The following is a 20,585-nucleotide window of genomic DNA, read 5'->3' as shown; positions in this document are numbered from 1 at the left end:
TACGGGATGCTCACCGAGCGTCGCGGCGGGCCGTTGCCCGCGCACCGCGCCGCATCCCGGTTGTCGGCCTACGTGTACGGCAACATCCTCGTGCTCGCCGCCGTGGTGGTGGCCTCCGGCGAGTCCATCTACGACGGCCATGCCGGGCTGATCGTCGTCGGAACCGGTGTGACCACTTATATCGCGCACGTCTTCGCCGATCTGCTCGCCCGCGCGAACATCCCCGAGGCGCATCGGGCCGATGACCACCATGGGCGTCACGCCGGCGATGATGCGCACCGGCAGGCCGCCCGCCGCGAGGTGTTCGAGGAGCTGCGCGATGCGGTCCCGATCGCGTCGTCGGCGATCTGGCCCGCCATCGTCCTGGTCCTCGGGTATCACGGCCTCATCCCGACCGACGCCGCACAACTGATCGCGGGCGGGATCATCGTGCTGCGGATCGCGTCGATCCAGATCGTCACCGAACGGGTGCGCGGCAACCGGCTCGATCTCGGCATGGTGATCGCCGGCCTGGTCGCCGCCGGCCTCGCCGGTGTGATCGTTGTCCTGAAGACCTTCCTCGGTCATTGACCGCCGAACAGAACACCGGTGACGACGGCCTGCGGGCTGTCGTGGGAATGTCCGGCCAGGTCATGGCGTTGACAAGCGGCAGTCGATCACCTGCCGATCATCCGGTGTTGCCGCCACGTTGATCTTCTGGATCCGATTTTTGACCTGGGTGAACCCCATCGGTAGAGTGGATCGTCGGTGCCTGGCAACAGCTGGGCCAGTTCGCGTGCCCTGCCGACGCAGCCGAGAGGTGTCGACGGTAGTGAATCGTCTGGGTACTCCTGCCCATGCGATGGGGATGCGGACTGACAAGCGAATCCGCAGTCGAGCGTCTGACACGCCCGACCTCGGGGTAGCGATAACTGTACTGACCAGGGCTGACGCTCTGGTGGGGCGAGTTGTGGAAGCCGCCGGATCACGTTCTTCGCGATCGGGCGGCCTGCCCGGAGCACAAACCACGACGACAACAACATCGAACCGTCGCACCCGGTGTGCGGACGGACGTGCCGACAAAGGAAGAAAACACTTAAGTGCCAACGATCAATCAGCTGGTCCGCAAGGGCCGTCATGACAAGGCTGCGAAGAAGAAGACCGCAGCCCTCAAGGGGAGCCCGCAGCGTCGCGGCGTGTGCACCCGCGTCTACACCACCACCCCCAAGAAGCCGAACTCCGCGCTGCGCAAGGTCGCCCGTGTGCGCCTGACCAGTGCCGTCGAGGTCACCGCTTACATCCCGGGTGAGGGCCACAACCTGCAGGAACACTCGATGGTCCTGGTGCGCGGTGGTCGTGTGAAGGACCTGCCGGGTGTGCGTTACCGCATCATCCGCGGTTCGCTCGATACCCAGGGTGTCAAGGACCGCAAGCAGGCCCGTAGCCGTTACGGCACCAAGAAGGGGAACTGATCAGCGATGCCACGTAAAGGACCCGCACCCAAGCGTCCCCTGATCAACGACCCGGTCTACGGCTCGCCCGTGGTCACCCAGCTGGTCAACAAGATCCTGCTGGACGGCAAGAAGTCGACCGCCGAGCGCATCGTCTACGGCGCGCTCGAGCAGGCGCGCGAGAAGACCGGTACCGATCCGGTCGTCACCCTCAAGCGTGCTCTCGACAACGTCAAGCCGACCCTCGAGGTCAAGAGCCGCCGCGTCGGCGGTGCCACCTACCAGGTGCCGATCGAGGTCAAGCCCGGCCGCGCCAACACCCTTGCACTGCGCTGGCTGGTGACCTTCAGCCGGCAGCGTCGTGAGAAGACGATGGTCGAGCGACTGGCCAACGAGCTGCTCGACGCATCCAACGGTCTCGGCGCCTCCGTGAAGCGCCGTGAGGACACCCACAAGATGGCCGAGGCCAACCGGGCGTTCGCACACTACCGCTGGTGACCACCCGAGCTTGCGAGGGTGGGCGGCGGAGCCGCGGCCTCGAAAAAACAGTCTTTAGTCCTATGACAATTCCCGGAGGGAATTAGATGGCACAGGAAGTGCTCAGCGACCTGAAAAAGGTTCGCAACATCGGCATCATGGCGCACATCGATGCCGGCAAGACCACCACCACCGAGCGAATCCTCTTCTACACCGGTGTCAATTACAAGATCGGTGAGACCCACGACGGTGCATCGACCACCGACTGGATGGAGCAGGAGAAGGAGCGGGGGATCACCATCACCTCCGCTGCGGTGACCTGTTTCTGGAACAAGAACCAGATCAACATCATCGACACCCCGGGCCACGTCGACTTCACCGTCGAGGTGGAGCGCAGTCTGCGCGTGCTCGACGGCGCCGTCGCCGTGTTCGACGGCAAAGAAGGCGTCGAGCCGCAGTCCGAGCAGGTCTGGCGGCAGGCCGAGAAGTACGACGTGCCCCGTATCTGTTTCGTCAACAAGATGGACAAGCTCGGCGCGGACTTCTACTTCACGGTGCGCACCATCGAAGAGCGTCTCGGTGCCCAGCCGCTGGTTCTCCAGCTGCCGATCGGTGCCGAGGACAACTTCGACGGCGTCGTCGACCTGATCGAGCAGAAGGCGATCACCTGGCGTGGCACCGTCGAGATCGGCGCGGAGCCGACCATTGAGGAGATCCCCGCCGACCTCGTCGACAAGGCCGCCGAGTACCGCGAGAAGCTGCTCGAGACCGTCGCCGAGAGCGATGAGGCGTTGCTGGAGAAGTACTTCGGTGGCGAGGAGCTCTCGGTCGACGAGATCAAGGGCGCCATCCGCAAGCTCACCATCGCGCGTGAGTACTACCCGGTGATCTGTGGCTCGGCCTTCAAGAACAAGGGCGTGCAGCCGATGCTGGACGCGGTCATCGACTATCTGCCGTCCCCGCTGGACGTGCCGAGCGTCGAGGGCCACGCGGTGGGCAACGAGGAGGAGATCCTCTCTCGTAAGCCCAGCGCCGACGAGCCGTTCTCGGCTCTGGCGTTCAAGATCGCCTCGCACCCGTTCTTCGGCAAGCTCACCTTCGTGCGCGTGTACTCCGGCCACATCTCGGCCGGCACCCAGGTGCTCAATGCCACCAAGGGCAAGAAGGAGCGCATCGGCAAGCTGTTCCAGATGCATGCCAACAAGGAGAACCCGGTCGACGAGGCCTGGGCCGGACACATCTACGCGATGATCGGGCTCAAGGACACCACCACCGGTGACACCCTGTGTGATTCGAGCGCACCGATCGTGCTCGAGTCGATGAGCTTCCCGGACCCGGTCATCAACGTCTCGATCGAGCCGAAGACCAAGTCCGACCAGGAGAAGCTCGGCACCGCGATCCAGAAGCTCGCCGAAGAGGACCCGACCTTCTCGGTCCGGCTCGACGACGAGACCGGCCAGACCGTCATCGGCGGTATGGGCGAGCTCCACCTCGACATCCTCGTCGACCGCATGCGTCGCGAGTTCAAGGTCGAGGCGAACGTCGGCAAGCCGCAGGTGGCTTACCGCGAGACGATCCGCAAGACCGTCGAGAAGCACGAGTACACGCACAAGAAGCAGACCGGTGGTTCCGGCCAGTTCGCCAAGGTCATCATCAAACTCGAGCCCCTCGTGGACGCCGAGGACGGTGCGACCTACGAATTCCAGAACGCTGTGACCGGTGGCCGCGTGCCGCGCGAATACATCCCGTCGGTGGATGCCGGTGCGCAGGACGCGATGCAGTACGGTGTGCTCGCCGGTTATCCGCTGGTCAACCTGAAGGTCTCACTGCTCGACGGTCAGTACCACGACGTCGACTCCTCGGAGATGGCCTTCAAGATCGCTGGTTCGCAGGCTCTCAAGGAAGCTGCGAGGATGGCGAGCCCGGTGATCCTGGAGCCGATCATGGCCGTCGAGGTCACGACCCCGGAGGATTACATGGGTGACGTGATCGGCGACCTGAACTCCCGCCGTGGCCAGATCCAGGCCATGGAGGAGCGCAGTGGTGCACGTGTCGTCAAGGCGCAGGTTCCGCTGTCGGAGATGTTCGGCTACATCGGCGACCTGCGGTCGCGGACTCAGGGCCGGGCGAACTACTCCATGGTGTTCGACTCGTACGCCGAAGTTCCGGCGAACGTGTCGAAGGAAATCATCGCGAAGGCCACTGGCGAGTAAATCCGTACTCGGCCACTGGTTTTGGCGAAGCGCCCACGACGCATGAGTCGTGGTGACACGGCGCGAACAACGTAAGAAGAAACCCTTGCTGGGATCCGCCCAGCAGAGCAACAAGTCCAGGAGGACAATCAAGTGGCGAAGGCGAAGTTCGAGCGGACCAAGCCGCACGTGAACATCGGCACCATCGGTCACGTCGACCACGGCAAGACCACCCTGACCGCGGCCATCACCAAGGTCCTGCACGATAAGTTCCCGGAGCTCAACAAGAGCTTCGCGTTCGATCAGATCGACAAGGCTCCCGAAGAGAAGGCTCGTGGCATCACGATCAACATCTCGCATGTGGAGTACGAGACCGTCAAGCGTCACTACGCGCACGTCGATGCACCCGGTCACGCCGACTACATCAAGAACATGATCACCGGTGCGGCCCAGATGGACGGCGCGATCCTCGTGGTCGCCGCCACCGACGGTCCGATGCCGCAGACCCGTGAGCACGTGCTGCTGGCCCGTCAGGTCGGTGTGCCCTACATCCTGGTCGCCCTGAACAAGGCCGACATGGTCGACGACGACGAGATCATCGAGCTCGTCGAGCTGGAGGTCCGCGAACTGCTGGCCGCCCAGGAATTCGACGAGGATGCCCCCGTCGTCAAGGTGTCGGCGCTCAAGGCTCTCGAGGGCGACCCGCAGTGGGTCAAGTCCGTCGAGGACCTGATGGATGCGGTCGACGAATCGATCCCGGATCCGGTTCGCGAGACCGACAAGCCGTTCCTGATGCCCGTCGAGGACGTCTTCACCATCACCGGCCGCGGCACCGTGGTCACCGGTCGTGTGGAGCGCGGCGAGGTCAACGTGAACGAGGAGGTCGAGATCGTCGGCATCCGCGAGAAGTCGACCAAGACCACCGTCACCGGCATCGAGATGTTCCACAAGCTCCTCGATTCCGCGCAGGCAGGCGACAACGCCGGACTGCTGCTCCGCGGCCTCAAGCGTGAGGACGTCGAGCGTGGCCAGGTCGTCGTGAAGCCGGGTACCACGACCCCGCACACCGAGTTCGAGGGCCAGGCCTACATCCTGTCCAAGGACGAGGGCGGCCGTCACACCCCGTTCTTCAACAACTACCGTCCGCAGTTCTACTTCCGTACCACCGACGTGACCGGCGTCGTGACCCTCCCCGAGGGCACCGAAATGGTCATGCCGGGCGACAACACCGAGATGAGCGTCAAGCTCATCCAGCCGGTCGCCATGGACGAAGGCCTGCGCTTCGCCATCCGCGAGGGTGGCCGCACCGTCGGTGCGGGTCGGGTCACGAAGATCAACAAGTGACTCTGACCCACTGAGTCGCAAAAAGGCGCTCCAGCCGCGTAAGCGGGTGGGGCGCCTTTTTCGTACCCATAACCTTTGTGCCGTAGATCGGTGCCACATGCTGACACCGATCTACGGCACAAGGCGTGTCCAACGCCGATCGGTACACCTCGCCAGTCACATTAGTAATATCCTGCCCCAATTGCCACTTGGGTAACCGACTGGTCTCAATGTCGGAGCCCTGTGGTCACAGCTCTGGCTCGAGGGGACGTCATCGACTTAATGTCCCTGGGTGCGTTCAATTCTGAGGCGGTCGGTCCAACGTCGCGTGGGCCGGCGGGTGCTGGCTGTTGCGGTCGTGTCGGCAGCCGTGGTGGTGTCGGTGTCGGCTGGGGTGGGTGATGCCGATGCGGCGTCGCTGAACCGGATCTCGGTCGGTGGGTGCGGCATGCCGGCGAGTCCGGTCGACATCTGGGCGCGGTCGGGCAACTACAAGACCGTCATCGCCCTGGACGGAATGCGCGCCACGAACGACATGAGCGGCTGGCGGCACGAGACGAACATCGCGCGGCTGGCCGATTCCGGTGTCAACGTCGTGGAGCCCGTGGGTGGCATCGCCAGCTTCTACACCAACTGGGAGTCGGCCAGCCCGGGCAACAAGATCAAGTACCGCTATCAGTGGACATGCCGGCTGGACCGGATCGTGGCGGCTCTCGACGCCCGCGGGCTCGCGGTCGGGCCGCGGGGCAAGTACGCCATGATGGGCATCTCCATGGGCGGCGGATCAGCGATGATCTACGGCGCCTATCACCGCAACCGGATCTCGCACGTGTTCTCGATGTCGGGATATGTGAACCTGTCCGCGCCGACGATGCGCGAGGCGATCCGGCTCGCGTTGATCGATGCGGGAGTGGAGGCCGGGCTCGGGCCGTTCAGCGCCGACGCGATGTGGGGTCCACCGTGGAACGCACGCTGGCAGGCCAACGACGCCCTGGTCCAGTTGCCGCGCATGCGGGGCATGAAGATCCGGGTTGCCGCCGGATCGGCCGCGTGGGGACGCTACAACACCAACGCCGTCGACGCGGTCAAGGGCACTCCGCTCGAGGCGGTGGCGTTGGCTCAGAGCCGCTCGTTCCAGATCGCCGCATCACTGGAGGGCATTCCGATCACCACCGACTTCCCCAACGTGGGCACGCACACCTGGGGCTATTGGCAGGACATGGTCTGGCGGGCGAAGAACGCCGGATGGTTCCGAGACCGCTGATCACCGGACAGGCGCCGACAGGGGATGCGGCGTCTTGCCGGTGTTGATCGGCGGTTGCGTTGCCGATCACCGTCGACGACGTGGCACCCCGACCCTCACGAGGGCGTCGGGTACCGCGTCGTCGACGGTGCTCGTATCCGTGTCGGGAGCTCTGCCCACCGGATCGGGGCGGCAGGTGTTCACCAGTCGTCGAGCGTGACGTACCCGTCCTGGATGGCGCGCGCGAAGAGCGCCGACTTGGTGGTCGCGGCGCGACCGACGGACTCGTATTTCGTGCGGATGCGGGCGACGTGGGTACTGACCGTCGACACGCTGATGAACAACGACATGGCGGCTTCCTGCTTGGACTCGGCCCGCAACCACGCGACGAGAACTTCGATCTCGCGGCGGGACAGTCGCGGGTGCCGCACCATCGGGCGACTCGCCGGATGTAGCTGACACAAGCGATGGTCGGAGACCGGCCGCCGCATCGAGGGCGGATCCTGCGTACCGGGGATGATGACAACCTCCTGGGGATGGCGCGCCGCGGCCCGATCCGGCGATGCGCAGATGCACGCGGTGTCGTCCGCGTGGACCAATAGTGGATAGGTTGTCGTGCGCAGGCGCGTCTGATCGGTCCAGAATCGGAAGTCGATACATTTCTCGATACGCTGACCAGGGCGAACCTGGCCCGACGACAGGACCGCTCTCGCCATGGGACCCGATGCCGTTCACAGCCGCGACGATCTGGGGCGGGCGCTGACCGGCCTCCGGGAGCGCTCCGGGCTGAGCGTCCGCGAGGTCGCCGGCGACGCCGACGCATTGCTCGGCACGGTCGCCGGCTGGTTCGCCGGGCAGCATGCTCCCACCGGCGCTAGTCGCGAGATGTTCGAGCGGGTGCTGCACGCGTGCGGCGTCGTCGATCCGACGGACGTCGACCGGTGGTGGGCGGCTGCCGAACGGTCGTCCCGACGGGCCCGCAAGAAGGCCGCGGCCGTGTCGCCGTATCGAGGGTTCGCCCCGTTCTCCGCCGACGACGGCGCATGGTTCTTCGGCCGCGACGAGATGGTCGATCGCCTGGCACAGATGGTGCACCGCCGGCTTCCTGAAACCCCGGGGACCGAGGCGAGCATCGCCGGTGAGTCGTGGGCGCACTCCGCAGTGGCCGTGGTCGGGGCATCGGGAGCCGGCAAGTCCTCACTGGTGCGGGCGGGCCTGCTACCGCGCATCGGTGCGCAGGAGCCGTTCGCGCAGTGGCACGCGACGGTCATGGTGCCCGGCGACGACCCGGCCGGCGCCCTCGCCGAGGCGGTCGCGGAGTTGGACGAGTCAGGGGAACTGGACAAGGCGGGGGCGCAGGACGAGACACGGGCCGACGAGCCGGTGCTGCTGGTGATCGACCAACTCGAGGAGTCGTGGACGCAGGGCGACCGGGCGGCCCGGCTCGAGCTGTCGGCGGGGTTGGCGGACTTTCTGTCGCGACGTCGCACAGTGGTCCTCGGCGTGCTGCGCGCCGACTTCTACGAGCGCGCGGCCGCCGGTCCGGGGCTCGCGTCGGTGCTCGCCGACTCGCAGCTACTCGTCGCCCCGATGTCGCCGGAGCAACTGCGCGAGGTCATCGTGGCACCCGCGGAGGCCGCCGGACTCAGCGTCGACGACGACCTCGTCACCATGTTGCTCGACGACGTGGCGCCGTCCACGCGCGCGACCGTCGGCGCCGGGGTGCTGCCCCTGCTGTCGCATGCGCTGCGGGCGACGTGGGAGAAGTCCGACGGCCGGCGCCTCACGGTGCGTGACTATGTGTCGACCGGCCGGATCTCGGGTGCGGTCGAGCAGACGGCCGAGTCGGTCTTCGGCTCGCTCGATCCCGCGCACCAGGCGGCGGCCCGGCGCATCCTCCTGGAGATGGTCAACGTCGACGAGGAGACCGTGACCCGGCGCACCGTCCGGCTGGCCGATCTGGCGGCCGACGATCCGTCGGGCATGAACCGGCAGGTGCTCGACACCTTCGCCGCGGCGCGATTGGTCACGCTGACGTCGTCGGCCGCCCAGGTCGCCCACGAGGCGTTGCTGACGGCGTGGCCGCGACTGGACCAGTGGATCGACGCCGACCGCGAGCGACTCCTGCTCCGACGGCGGCTGCGAGCGCTGTGCGAACAGTGGGAGGCCAACGCGCGTCCCGACGATCTGCTGCCCATGCGGGCGCGACTGGAGATGTTCCGGCCCCTTGTCGCCGCCGACGATGTCGCGCTGGATCCGGCGAGCCGGCAGTTCCTGGCCGCCGGCGAGGCCCGGGTCCGCGCGCAGGACGAGCAGGAACGTCGGCGCACCGGCCAACTCCGCCGGATCGCCCTGGTCGCCGGGATCTTCGGGCTCGTCGCGGTGATCGCCGCGGTGGCCGCGGTGATCACCGGCCTACACGCCGTCTCCGATCGGGAAGAGGCCGAGGACGCCAAGAACGCGGCACTGAGCCGGCAGTTGGCGATCCAGTCGACCGAACTCGAGGCACGCGATCCCTTCCTCGCCGCACAGGTGGCGATGGTCGCCTTCCAGACCTCACCGACGCTGGAGGCTCGGTCCCGGCTGATCGACGCGACCGGTCATGGCGTGCCCGACCGATATGTCGGCGAGGGTGGCTCGGTGCTGCTGGCGCGCTCGGGCCGGCTGCTCGTGGCCGCCGGCGGCGGTGGGTAGGTCCGGTTGTTCGACGTGTCCGACCACGGGATCGACCGGCTCATCGCGACATTCTGGGCGCCCGGTGGTGGCGGCCGGCTCGGTGGGGTGGGAATCCTGCCCGGAACCCGAACGGTTCTGCTCGGTGGCCGAAACACGCTGACCGCATGGAACGTCGCCGATCCGGCACATCCGGTCCGTGCCTTCGACTTCCCGGATGTGCGCGGTGACGTCAACGCGATCGCGGTCAGCCCCGACGGACGGTTCGTGGTCGCCGACGTGCCAGACACCGGCGTGCAGGCGTGGGTGGACTCGGGTGGAACGTGGCGTCCGGTTGCCTTGCCGGACAAGGTGTCCGGAGTCGCCGGTGCTGCCGCATTCAGTCCGGACGGCCGCTCGCTGGCGACGAGTAGCGCCAATCGCCGCATCGATCTATGGCATATCGAGGGTGACGCGATCGTGCCGGCCGGCGAGATCCCGCTCGACGCGTGGCGCGACAACGAACTGGCCCAGGGCCTGGTGTACACGCCCGACGGCACCCGGCTGGTCGCGGCGCTGCGCAGTCGGGTCATCGACGTCTTCGACGTCACCGACCCCGCGCAGCCCCGAAAGTCCGCTGGTTTCGGCGGTTTCGAGAGCTATGTGACCGCAGTGGCCGTCAATGCCGACGGCACCGAGATCGCCGGTGCCGGCGCCGACAACACCCTGCGCATCTTCGATACGACGAACCCGTCGGCGTCACCGCGGGTGCTGACGGGATCATCGAATCCGGTAGCGGCGGTGTTCGCCGGAGATCATGTGATCGCGTCGAGTGACGATGGGCGCGTACAGGATTGGCCGCCGGTGTCGAATATGACCGTGGTCGGCCCCAACAATGTCTATCAGATCCCGGCCAACGGCACGACGACGCGGCTGCTGGCGGCCGACTCCAGTACCGATGGCCGGATCACGGACTGGAATGTCGCGCCCGACGGGTTGCACCGGGCCGGACCGGATCTGGTGCCGCCGGCCGGCATCGTCTACTCGGGAGCGGTGACGCTCACCGCGTCGGGGCGTACCGCGGCGATCGGAACGGTCACCGGCGCGGTGCAATTCGCCGACATGTCGGATCCGGCGAATCCGCATCTGGTCGGTTCGGTGGATGCGCAGCGGACCCTCAACGAGACCGTCGACTACAGCGAACGGTCACATGTGGCGGTGACCGGCGCCACCGACAGCAACACGATCACGGTGATCGACGCGGCGAACCTGACGGCACCCAAGGTGGTGTCGACCTTCGATGCCGGCGGTGGGGTGTGGTGGACGTCGTTGAGTCCGGACGGCCACACACTCGCGGCGGCCACGTCCACCGGGGCCGTGCGGCTGATCGATGTGAGCAATCCCGCTGCGCCGAAGGCATATCGGAATCCGATCCGTTTCCACGGCGCTGCTCTGGCCGTGCGGTTCGACGCGTCGGGCAAGCAGATCGTGGCGACGTCGGAGGAACGTCGGGTCGTCGTCGCCGATGTGTCGCACCCGAATTCGCCGCACACGGTGGTGTCGCTGTCGGGGCCGGCGGGGCAGCTCTACAGCGCCGGCTTCTCCGCGGACGGCTCCCACATCGTCGCCGGCGGTGGCAACTCCGAGGTGTGGGTGTGGAACCTGGCCGACGGCGGGCATGCCGAGGTGGTGTTGCGCTCCTTCCCGGGGCGCGTGTACGACGTCCGGTTCGCCCCGGGTGACCGGATCATCGCGGCCGGCGAGACGGGGGCGATCGAGACCTGGCAGCTGAGCCCCGATGCGATCATCGGCGCTCAATGCGACCGGCCCGGCGACCAGATCACCACCGAAGAATGGCACACCTACGTCCACGGCATGGCCTATCGGCCACCGTGCCGACGGTGATGCCCACCGCGGACGCCGCCGCCGGCGCTGGTAACTTGGGGCGAATGCGGTTGTTGCAGCGACCGACCGACGTCGGTGACCTGGCACTCGCGGTCCGGGTCGACCCGTCGCCAGACGGTGCCGATACCGCGCCGCCGGTGCTGCTGGTGCATGGCATGGGAAGTGATCACAGCACGTGGCGGTCGTTCGCCTCGGCGTTGCGCCGCGACGGACGTTCGGTGCTCGCGGTGGATCTGCGTGGACACGGGCGCAGCGGGCGACCCGGCGATTATGCGCTGGATTCCTTTGCCGCCGATCTGCGTTTCGTGCTCGATGACCTCGATATCGGCCGGGCCGACGTCGTCGGCCACTCACTCGGCGCCCACACTGCGCTGCGGCTGGCGATGAATGATCCGGAACGGGTTCGTTCGCTGGTCCTCGAAGAGGTGCCGCCGATGCCCCGCGGGCAGGCCGATCTCGACGAAGAGATCGCTCCCTCAGCGGGTTTCGGAGATCGACTGCGCGGGCTGGGATGGCTGATGCTCAATCCGATGCCGGTGGTGCGGTTCGATCGCGCGGTCGGCGAGCAGGTCGGTGCGGCGTTCGAACGTCCCGAACCGCAGTGGTGGGACCGGTTGCCGGACGTGTCGGCACGCACGCTGGTCATCTCCGGCGGACCCCGCAGCTTCCTGCCGTCGGAGCATCTGCAGACGCTGGCCGCCGACGTCCCCGATGCCCGCTTCCAGATGATCGATGCCGGACACTCGGTGCACCGGGACCGTCGCCGCGAATTCACTGCCGCCGCAGGGAGTTTCCTGGCCGGTCGATGACGCATGGCCCGGTGCTACTTCGTTGGGCTGTTGTGCAGCCGGCGCGGGTCGACCCCGACCTGCTCCCAGGCCTCGGCGGCCCACGGCAGGTACAGCCGGCGCAGCGGTAGCCGGTTGAACACCGGGTTGAGTGCGCGCATGAGTGCGGCAAAGCGCTGGAAGTTCTTTTCGTGCTTGGTATCCCAGGGTAGGCCGCAGACCGCGCGCATCTGCGGCGGGAGCGTTCCGACGACGACGGTGCCGATGGCGGCGTTCAGCGGTGCCGCCGCAACACGCCACACCGGCGCCGGAATGCGCGGGGGCCGCGGGAGTCCCTTGCGGATGTAGCCGGTGGCGTAGACGACGGTTCGGTGCGGCACGAACCGCTCGAGCATGTCATCCCAGTACGCACGGAACTCGGCGTACGTCTGGGGCTGGCTACGGGGGCTGACCCCGTAGAGCTCGTACCAGATCTTGCTCTCGGCGAAGATCTGCTCCTTCTCGGCGTCGGACAACCGGCGGATGAAAGTGTCGGTGATGTAGAGCACCTGATCGACGAAAGTGGCGTGCGCCCAATAGAACAGCTCCGGATTGAGTGCGTGATACCGGGAGCCGTCGCTGATCGTGCCCTTGATGTCGCGGTGGAAGTCGCGGACCGTGCGGCCCCACTTGGCCGGCTCGGTGCTGTAGACGGTCCGCATGACCGGCGGGCCGGTGCGGCGGGCGCGTCCGAGGAAGTCGTCGAAGATCACCGAGTGCTCGAGTACGGCCTCGCCGAGCTGTTCGATGCAGTTCTCGGTACCTGCGAGTCGCTGGAAGCCGAGAACTCCGCGGACGTCGCCGTAGAACTTCCAGATGAGTGAGTCCGCGCCGAGGCGAGGGCGCGGCGTCGTGTCGTCGGGTTCGGACCCGTCGGTCACGGCCTCCACGAGGACCGGCTCCGCCTCCCGGATCGCGGAATCGAAACCCTGGTTCACTGTCATGGCGAGACTCTAGCGCATGAAGGAACGATCGACCATAATTGTTCCAATGACGACCCCGGGCGGTCGGGACGGAGGATGGATGTGGCAGGCGAGGACATGCCGTCGGCGGCGGATCTGCTCGAGAACGCGGCGGTGCTGAGCCTGCCGATGCGTACGCGCTTCCGGGGCATCACGACGCGTGAGCTGATGGTCTTCCGCGGGCCGACTGGGTGGGGCGAGTTCGGTCCCTTCGTCGAATACGACGACGAGGAGTCGGCACCCTGGCTGGCCGCCGGTATCGAGGCCGCCTATCTCGGGCCACCGCCTGCGCTTCGTGACCGGGTGCCGGTCAACGCGACGGTCCCGGCGGTGCCGGCGTCGGAGGTCGCAGGCATCCTGGCGCGCTATCCCGGCGCGCAGACGGCCAAGGTGAAGGTGGCCGAACCCGGACAGACGCTCGACGACGACGTCGCCCGGGTTGCCGCCACCCGCGCGGTCCTCGGGCGGGTGCGGGTGGATGCCAACGGCAAATGGTCTGTCCCACAGGCGATCACGGCGCTGCGGGCCATCGGTGACCTCGAATATGCCGAGCAGCCTTGCGCCACGGTCGAAGAACTGGCGGAGGTGCGTCGGGCGGTCGACGTCCCGATCGCCGCGGACGAGTCGATCCGCAAGGCCGCCGACCCCATGCGGGTGGTCGCCGCCGGGGCCGCCGACGTCGCGGTGCTCAAGGTGGCGCCGCTCGGTGGTATGCGAGCGGTGCTCGCCTTGGCCGCCGAAATCGGTATGCCGGTGGTGGTCTCGAGTGCACTCGACTCTGCGGTCGGCATCGCGGCGGGGGTCGCTGCGGCCGCCGCGCTGCCCGAGCTCGACCTCGCCTGCGGGCTCGGCACCGGAACGCTGTTCGAGCGTGACGTCACCGAGCCGTTCCGGCCCGTCGACGGCCACCTCACCCCGCGCTGGATCGCGCCCGACGATCTTGCGCCCGAGGGCCCGGCGATCCTGGCCGACGAGGTGCGTCGGCGATGGTGGTTCGAGCGGCTGGAACGCTGTCATCACGTCCTCGCCGAGCGCGGTCATCGGATCGGCTGACCGCGTGCACGGCATTGCCGCTCACTCATTTCGTTCCCGCTCGACGATCTCGTTGAGCGGGAAGGAAATCGTTGAGCGGGAACTCGACGCCGCTAGAGACATATCGTAGGGTCTGTTCCAGATCGCACCGACCGAATGGAGGGGCCATGACCGCCAGCGCCGACCCCGCAGGCAGCATCACCAGGCGAGGCAGTCGCAAGGTTCGCAACACCAACAGCCCCGCCGACCAGAATTCGGCGATCATCGCGGCTGCGGAAGCCGAGTTCTCCGAGGTCGGCGTGCGACGCGCCAACGTCGACGAGGTGGCCCGACGGGCCGGGGTGTCGCGCTCGACGCTCTACCGCCGCTTCCCCAACAAGGAGACCTTGCTGCTCGGTGTTGCCGCGGAGCTCTACGAGCGGGGCATGGTCCGCCTCGACGAGGCGGTGCGCGGTCTCGGTCCGCGCGCCGCCGTGGTCGAGGCGTTCGCCGCCGGCGCGGTGATGATCGCCGACGAACCACTGATGCGGCGGCTCGTGCTCACCGACCACGACATGGCACCGATCACCGCGTCGGTCACCGCACTCTTCATCGACGTCGCCACCGGCCGGGTTGCCGCGACACTGCGCACAGCCGGGGCGCAGATGCCCGAACAGGACCTTTTCGAGGCAGTGGAAATCCATGTGCGCCTGGTCATCTCCTTCCTGGAGACACCGAGTTCCGACGAGTCACGGCAGGCGCCGGAGCGGGTACGCGAGTTCGCCGAGAAGTTCCTCGCGCCGATGATCTGGTGACTGCTGGTACCGCGGCGCCGAGCATCACGCAGCACCACACCGAGGGAAGTATGAGATGAATCTTCGCAACAGGGGTACGGGCAACAGGGTTTTGGGCGACAAGGTTTTGGGCGACAAGGTGGTGGCGATCACCGGTGGTGCACGCGGTATCGGCTTCGAGACGGCACGCCAACTGCTCGCCGCCGGTGCCCGCGTCGTGATCGGCGACGTCGACGCCGAGGTGCTCGCCAAGGCCGCCGCCGACCTCGGGGTCGAGGGCGTCGAAGTCGACGTCACCGAGCGGACGGTGTTCGCGTCGTTCCTCGACGAGACCGAGCGGCGCGTCGGGTCGATCGACGTCCTCATCAACAACGCAGGCATCATGCCGGTCGGTGCCTTTCTCTCCTTCGACGAGACGCTGATCCGCCGCGCACTCGACATCGACCTATTCGGCGTGATCATCGGCAGTCAGCTTGCGGCACAACGTATGACGTCCCGCCGGTCGGGGCAGATCGTGAACATTGCATCGGTGGCCGGGCGGCTGCCGATGCCGGGCCTCGCGGTCTACAACGCGGTCAAGGCGGGGGTCATCGAGTTCTCCGAGGCGCTCGACGCCGAGCTGTCCGGGCAGGGGGTGCGCGTGAGCACAGTGATGCCGACGTTCACCCGCACCGGACTGATCTCGGGACTGACGACCAACCGCTACGTCCAGACGGTCGAGCCGGAGGTGGTCGCCGCCGCCGTGGTCGGCGTGATCGCCGCCCCGCGTACCCGCGTCGCCGCGCCCCGCACGATGCGGTGGGTCGACACCAATCCGGCGCTGCCGCAAGCACTCAAGCGCCTGACGCGCCGGCGGACCGGCCTCGACCGGATCTTCCTCGACTACGACGGCGCCGCCCGTGCCGACTACGACGCGCGCATGCGGCGATGACCGGGCGGTGGCCTGCGCTGCGGGCAACGCCCCCGGTTCGGCATGAGCGTCGGGCACGCCGCGAATTGCGGCGCGCCGCCGACGATCTCGACGATGTGCGCTGCGCCACCGGCGCGTTCCCGACGGTGCCCCGCTGGTGGTGGGCGATGCCGGTGCTGCTGCTCGTCGCCGCCGTGGCCGCCGCCGCCACGGGCGTGGTGATGTGGGTTCGCGCTGCGAATGCCTACACCGACACCGACTTCGAGGCGCGGGCCACCGACGTGGTCGAGCTGTTGCTGAGTCCGAACCCGACCGCCCCGGATCGGGTGCGTCAGGTTCTCGACGACGCGACCGGCGCCTTCTATGACGAGTTCGCCCAATCTGCCGACGCCTACACCGCTTTCGTGCGCCGCAGCGGAACCACGGCCACCGCAACCGTCGACGGCACCGGGGTCACCGCACGTAGCACGACGTCGGCGACCGTTCTGGTGGCCGCGACCGTCGGATATCAGCAGACCGATCATCGGATTCCCGACCGCAGATTCCGGTTGCGGGTGGCCGTCACCGACGACTCCGGTGTACTCAAAGTCGCGGCGGTGCAATACCTTCCATGAAATTCCGGACTTCCAGACGTATCATCGCCCCCGGCGCGGCATTGGCCGTGTCGGCGCTGATGGTGCTCGTACTGGCCGCACTGACCGCTGCGGTGGTGATGGCCGCGTCGGCGCCGGCCGATCATCGCACCGTCGCCGACAACCGGGACACGCTGCGGGCGCAGGCCGCCGGCATCGTCGCCACCGTCTTCTCGGTCGATGCAGCCGACTGGCAGGCCGACCGGGCGCGGTCGCGATCGCTGGTGGCCGCGGACTTCGCGGGCTCGTTCGCGGCGCAACTGCGGCGCGCGCCCGCCACCGGCACCGCCGCCATCCGCTGGCGCCCCGACTCGGTGGCCGTCATCGACGCGGGCACCGACGACGGTGACGTCCTCGTCCGCGCGAGCGTGGTGACCCGCGCCGACGGCGGTCAGGAGACCACCGACCATCTCACGTTGCGCGCCGGATTCGTTCTGGCCGAAGGACATTGGTTACTGCGTAGTGCCGAGGTGCTGCAATGACGGCCGGTGACAAGAGGACTCCCGCACAGGATCGCGGCACCTCCGATTCTGGTGCCTCGGCCCGGCTGCGACGCGCCCAGGAGCGAGTGGCAGTGGCCACTCGAGAGGCCCGGACAGCCCGGATCGCCGCCGCCCCCGACCTCCGCACACGCGCTCGCGCGCGTTCGCGATGGCTACGCGGGGGTCTGGCCGTCGGTGCCGCCGTCTCCGTAGCGCTCGCGGCGGCCGCGATCGTGCTCGCCGTGCTCGGCGCCCGAGCGCAGGAGCGCACCGACACCCAGGACGACGTTCTCGCCGCCGCCCGGACGGCGGCCACCACGATGCTCACCTCCGACCCGGCGCACGCTGACGCCTACGTCGAGAAGGTGCTCGCCGGGAGCACCGGCGCGCAGCACGATCGGCTCGAACGGGCGCGCCCCGCACTGACGGAGGCGATCGCCGCGCAACCCGCACCGAGCGCCGGCCGGGTCCTCTCGGCCGGACTCATCAGCGATCCAGGCGGCTCGGACCCGGGCGCACATGCCGAGGCGCTGCTGGTGGTGCAGGCATCGAATCCGGTTCTCGTGGGCGGGGATCCGCAAGCCGATCGCCTCACCCTCCGGTTCGGTATGACCCGCACCGGCAGTGGCTGGCTCGTCGACTCGGCGGTGCCGGCATGACGCGGTTCGGAGTCACCTGGACCCAGCGCAACCGGGTGCGCCCACTCGTCCGGCCACACCGGGTGTCACGCCGGTTCTCGCGGCGGGGCCGCCGGGCGATGGCCGGTGCTGCCGTGCTGATCGTCGCGGCCCTCGTGGTCGCGGCCATCGCGTGGACCCAGGCACATCGGCAGACCCCACGACCCACCGACGCCGAGCGGTCCGCCGTCGAGCGGGCTGCGACGAGCGCGATCACCGCACTGATGACCTTCGGCGGCGAGCATGCGCCATCGCCCGCGACGGTCCGCACACATCTGAGTGACCCGCTGCTCGCGCGCTATGACGCCGACCGCGCCGACGTCGTGCTGCCCGGAGCCCTCGCCGCATCGGCGCGGATGACGGTCACCGTGATCGGGGTGGCGGTCGGCGAGTTCCATCCCGACCGCGCGCGGGTGCTGGCCTTCGGCGACCAGTCCGTCACCGTGCCAGATCCCGCAGCACCCGACCCCGCCGGTGCGGGCGCGGCATCGGGGAACGCTGAACATACACCTTATGAAAAGTGGTTGGTCATGAGTAAGGTGAACGGAACCTGGCTTCTGGCCGACATGCAACAGGTCGGTGATGTCACTCGCTGACGCGGGTCATCAGTCGCTGACATGAGAGGGCGTAGGACGACGATGAGTGCAGCAGGAGTGGTTGTGGTCGGGGCCGGCCTCGGGGCCGTCCGGCTCGCCGAGAACCTGCGCGCCAACGGCTACGAGTCGCCCATCACGTTGATCGGCGCCGAGCCGTATGCACCCTACGACCGGCCGCCGCTGTCGAAGACGGTGCTGCTCGGCAAAGACGAGCGCGTCGATCTGAAACCCGCCGAGTTCTACGGCGATTCGTCGATCACGCTGCGTCTGGGCCGGCGGGTCACCGCGGTCGACCCGAAGGCCAAGGCCGTCACCGTGCAGAGCACCGGTGGCGGCGACGCCGTGCAGATCGCCTACGATCAGCTGGTTCTGGCCACGGGCCTCACGTCGCGCAAGTTCCCCGGCGCCGAGAAACTGACCGGCGTACACACCCTGCGCACCTTCGATGACGCGGTCGTCTTGCGCGCCGAGATCGACGCCGCGCGGACGGCCGTCGTCATCGGCGCCGGTTTCATCGGATGTGAGGTGGCGGCGAGCCTGACCGCGCGTGGCGTGCAGGTGACGCTCGTCGAGCCCGCGCCGACCCCGTTGGCCCTGGCGCTGGGCGCGCAGATCGGCGCCCTGGTGACCCGTATGCACACCGCGAACGGGGTGGACGTCCGTGCGGGTATCGGGGTCGACGAGATCGTCGGTGATCCCTCGGGTGCGGTGCGCGCGGTGCGATTGTCCGATGGCACCGACGTACCCGCCGACATCGTCGTCGTCGGCATCGGTTCGATTCCGGTCACCGACTACCTGACCGGCTCCGGAATCGAGCTCGCCGCACGCGAGGTGGGTGGCGGGATCGCCTGCGGCCCCGATGGAAGCACCGGTGCCGCCGATGTCTACGCGCTCGGTGACGTCGCGAACTGGCGGGACGAGAGCGGCGCAGCCCGGCGCGTCGAGCATTGGAACCACACGGTTGATCAGGCTGCAGTGGTCGCTGCCGCGATCGCCGGCGGACCGCGCGCGCCCATCAAGGCCGCGGTGCCGTACTTCTGGAGCGATCAGTTCGGAGTGAAGATCCAGGTCCTCGGGCGTCCCCGCCCCGACGACGACGTGCACGTCGTCAGCGACGACGGTGCCAGGTTCCTGGCCTATTACTCCCGGGACGGAATCCTGACCGCAGTGGCCGGCGCGGGCAAGGCGGGCGCGGTGATGAAGTCCCGGGCCAAGCTGCAGACCCCCACGCCCATCGACGAAGTCCTCTCGCCCCACCAGTCGTGACCTGGCCGGCCCGGAATCCGCTTGCGGCACAGGTTGTCGCGTCGGTCACCGACCTTGCCGATCCGGTGCGGGCCGACCGGGTGGCCCGCTATCTGCAGGCCGTACCCGGCGGCTACGGCGAGGGTGATGAGTTCCTCGGGGTGTCGGTTCCACAGTTGCGGACCCTCGCCCGACGATGGCGCGGCATCGACCGCGAACCGGTCAACGAGCTGCTGACCTCGCGATTCCACGAAATCCGATTCCTGGCGCTGCTGCTGATGGACGGCGAGTGCGCACGCGCCGACGACGCCGCGGCCGGTGACTGGGTCGCCGACTATCGAGTTGCCCTCGACCAAGGGCGAGTGAACAATTGGGATCTCGTCGACTGCTCGGCCGCACCGATCGTCGGACGGTGGTGCCTGCGCCGCGGTGACTTCGGGCTGCTGCTCGAGCTCGTGGCCGACGAGCGGCTGTGGCACCGACGGACCGGAATCGTCGGCACCCACGCCCACCTGCGGGCGGGTGACCCGTCGGCCACTCTGGCGGTCGCGCCGATCGTGATCGGTGACCGCCGCGACCTCATCCAAAAGGCGTTCGGGTGGATGCTGCGCGAAATGGGTAAGCGCGTCGAAACCCGCACGCTCACCGAATATCTCGACGTCAACGCAGCGCAGATGGGACGCACCGCGCTGCGCTATGCGATCGAGCACCTCGACGCGTCGGCACGCAGCGAGTACCGCGCGCTGCGGTGACATGTTCGGCGGCTTCCGCCACGTCGCGCCGGCCCGGCAGTCGTGGGCCCGGAAGTCGTGGGGCCGAGCCCTATGAAGTTCTCAACGAACGGTCGCGGTCCCGGAAGGCCGGGTGCGGGGTCAGAAAGTCATTGTGGGTAGGGCGGTTTCAAGCAGCTGAGTTCAGGCGGTCAGTGTCAGGCGGCCGATTTCAGGCAGCGCTGTCGAGGTGGAGGGTGCGCCGGTTGTAGGCCGGTAACGGTCGTCGTCGGGGATCGACCGTGGCGGGCGGGATCAGCCACGGATGTCGATCGAAGCCCATCACGACATTCCACCCACTATCGTGGACGTCGTGGTGGCAGCTGGTGCAGAGCAAGCAGCCGTTGTCGAGGTCGGTGGCCCCACCGTCAACCCACGACACGAGGTGGTGCGCCTGGGTGCGCGATGCGGGCGCACCACACTTGATGCAGCATTTGTCGCGCAGCAGCAACGCTTT

The 20,585-nt window shown here is 67.9% G+C and carries 19 protein-coding genes and 1 pseudogene; 17 read left to right on the top strand and 3 right to left on the bottom strand.

Annotation, left to right across the window (positions count from 1 at the left end):
* The first annotated feature begins 6 nt into the window (after window positions 1–6).
* The 6 genes from ACPXB3_RS20445 to ACPXB3_RS20420 all read left to right on the top strand — a co-directional run bounded on the left by ACPXB3_RS20445 (window position 7) and on the right by ACPXB3_RS20420 (window position 6,686).
* Window positions 7–570: a hypothetical protein gene (locus ACPXB3_RS20445; RefSeq protein ID WP_425729327.1), complete on the top strand. Its 564-nt coding sequence runs from the start codon at window positions 7–9 to the stop codon at window positions 568–570.
* A 509-nt stretch (window positions 571–1,079) separates the two neighbouring features.
* Window positions 1,080–1,451: a 30S ribosomal protein S12 gene (rpsL, locus tag ACPXB3_RS20440; RefSeq protein WP_425706784.1), complete on the top strand. Its 372-nt coding sequence runs from the start codon at window positions 1,080–1,082 to the stop codon at window positions 1,449–1,451.
* Between the two features lie 6 nt (window positions 1,452–1,457).
* Window positions 1,458–1,928 carry a 30S ribosomal protein S7 gene (rpsG, locus tag ACPXB3_RS20435; protein WP_425706783.1) on the top strand — a complete coding sequence of 157 codons (471 nt, stop codon included), beginning with the start codon at window positions 1,458–1,460 and terminating at the stop codon, window positions 1,926–1,928.
* A gap of 86 nt (window positions 1,929–2,014) precedes the next feature.
* Entirely contained in the window at window positions 2,015–4,120 is a 2,106-nt protein-coding gene (gene fusA, locus ACPXB3_RS20430) for an elongation factor G (RefSeq protein ID WP_425706782.1), read from the top strand.
* A 132-nt stretch (window positions 4,121–4,252) separates the two neighbouring features.
* Window positions 4,253–5,443, top strand: a complete 1,191-nt coding sequence (gene tuf, locus ACPXB3_RS20425) for an elongation factor Tu (RefSeq protein WP_425706781.1) — start codon at window positions 4,253–4,255, stop codon at window positions 5,441–5,443.
* A gap of 271 nt (window positions 5,444–5,714) precedes the next feature.
* Window positions 5,715–6,686, top strand: coding sequence for an alpha/beta hydrolase (locus ACPXB3_RS20420; protein WP_425706780.1), 972 nt, complete (start codon window positions 5,715–5,717; stop codon window positions 6,684–6,686).
* A gap of 179 nt (window positions 6,687–6,865) precedes the next feature.
* Here the strand turns inward: ACPXB3_RS20420 and ACPXB3_RS20415 are convergent, their stop codons facing one another.
* Window positions 6,866–7,381: a response regulator transcription factor gene (locus tag ACPXB3_RS20415; RefSeq protein ID WP_425706779.1), complete on the bottom strand. Its 516-nt coding sequence runs from the start codon at window positions 7,379–7,381 to the stop codon at window positions 6,866–6,868.
* On the opposite strand from ACPXB3_RS20415, the pseudogene ACPXB3_RS20410 reads away from it, so the two are divergent.
* Together ACPXB3_RS20410 and ACPXB3_RS20405 are read left to right on the top strand one after the other, a co-directional pair.
* Window positions 7,380–11,222: pseudogene (locus tag ACPXB3_RS20410) on the top strand (helix-turn-helix domain-containing protein). The gene ACPXB3_RS20415 and the pseudogene ACPXB3_RS20410 overlap by 2 nt on opposite strands.
* A 44-nt stretch (window positions 11,223–11,266) precedes the next feature.
* Entirely contained in the window at window positions 11,267–12,031 is a 765-nt protein-coding gene (locus tag ACPXB3_RS20405) for an alpha/beta fold hydrolase (RefSeq protein WP_425706777.1), read from the top strand.
* 14 nt (window positions 12,032–12,045) lie between these two features.
* Here the strand turns inward: ACPXB3_RS20405 and ACPXB3_RS20400 are convergent, their stop codons facing one another.
* The gene (locus ACPXB3_RS20400) at window positions 12,046–12,993 is read right to left on the bottom strand and encodes an oxygenase MpaB family protein (RefSeq protein ID WP_425706776.1); all 948 of its coding nucleotides are present in this window, start codon (window positions 12,991–12,993) and stop codon (window positions 12,046–12,048) included.
* Window positions 12,994–13,089: 96 nt separating this feature from the next.
* Between ACPXB3_RS20400 and ACPXB3_RS20395 the strand changes: the two genes are divergently transcribed.
* From ACPXB3_RS20395 to ACPXB3_RS20355, 9 genes are all read left to right on the top strand, one after another.
* The gene (locus ACPXB3_RS20395; protein ID WP_425729351.1) at window positions 13,090–14,064 is read left to right on the top strand and encodes an o-succinylbenzoate synthase; all 975 of its coding nucleotides are present in this window, start codon (window positions 13,090–13,092) and stop codon (window positions 14,062–14,064) included.
* 146 nt (window positions 14,065–14,210) lie between these two features.
* Window positions 14,211–14,837, top strand: coding sequence for a TetR/AcrR family transcriptional regulator (locus ACPXB3_RS20390; RefSeq protein WP_425706775.1), 627 nt, complete (start codon window positions 14,211–14,213; stop codon window positions 14,835–14,837).
* 55 nt (window positions 14,838–14,892) lie between these two features.
* Window positions 14,893–15,747, top strand: a complete 855-nt coding sequence (locus tag ACPXB3_RS20385; protein WP_425729325.1) for an SDR family oxidoreductase — start codon at window positions 14,893–14,895, stop codon at window positions 15,745–15,747.
* Entirely contained in the window at window positions 15,744–16,340 is a 597-nt protein-coding gene (locus ACPXB3_RS20380) for a hypothetical protein (RefSeq protein WP_425706773.1), read from the top strand. The genes ACPXB3_RS20385 and ACPXB3_RS20380 overlap by 4 nt, the downstream gene beginning before the upstream one ends.
* Window positions 16,337–16,840, top strand: a complete 504-nt coding sequence (locus ACPXB3_RS20375; protein ID WP_425729323.1) for a hypothetical protein — start codon at window positions 16,337–16,339, stop codon at window positions 16,838–16,840. Before ACPXB3_RS20380 ends, ACPXB3_RS20375 begins: the two co-directional genes overlap by 4 nt.
* Window positions 16,837–17,499 (top strand): hypothetical protein, encoded by a 663-nt coding sequence (locus tag ACPXB3_RS20370; RefSeq protein WP_425706771.1) that lies wholly within the window; start codon window positions 16,837–16,839, stop codon window positions 17,497–17,499. The genes ACPXB3_RS20375 and ACPXB3_RS20370 overlap by 4 nt, the downstream gene beginning before the upstream one ends.
* A complete protein-coding gene (locus tag ACPXB3_RS20365; RefSeq protein WP_425706770.1) occupies window positions 17,496–18,113 on the top strand; it encodes a hypothetical protein in 618 nt (205 codons plus the stop codon). The genes ACPXB3_RS20370 and ACPXB3_RS20365 overlap by 4 nt, the downstream gene beginning before the upstream one ends.
* A gap of 42 nt (window positions 18,114–18,155) precedes the next feature.
* The gene (locus tag ACPXB3_RS20360; RefSeq protein ID WP_425729321.1) at window positions 18,156–19,379 is read left to right on the top strand and encodes an NAD(P)/FAD-dependent oxidoreductase; all 1,224 of its coding nucleotides are present in this window, start codon (window positions 18,156–18,158) and stop codon (window positions 19,377–19,379) included.
* Window positions 19,376–20,110, top strand: a complete 735-nt coding sequence (locus tag ACPXB3_RS20355) for a DNA alkylation repair protein (protein ID WP_425706768.1) — start codon at window positions 19,376–19,378, stop codon at window positions 20,108–20,110. Before ACPXB3_RS20360 ends, ACPXB3_RS20355 begins: the two co-directional genes overlap by 4 nt.
* 190 nt (window positions 20,111–20,300) lie before the next feature.
* Here ACPXB3_RS20355 and ACPXB3_RS20350 read toward each other — a convergent pair.
* Window positions 20,301–20,585 (bottom strand): HNH endonuclease (locus ACPXB3_RS20350; RefSeq protein ID WP_425729319.1); only part of this gene is annotated, 285 nt, incomplete at its 5' end.

The sequence above is a fragment of the Gordonia sp. DT219 genome, from assembly GCF_049847065.1.
GTDB lineage: Bacteria > Actinomycetota > Actinomycetes > Mycobacteriales > Mycobacteriaceae > Gordonia.
This window is presented reverse-complemented; position numbering and strand designations above follow the sequence as displayed.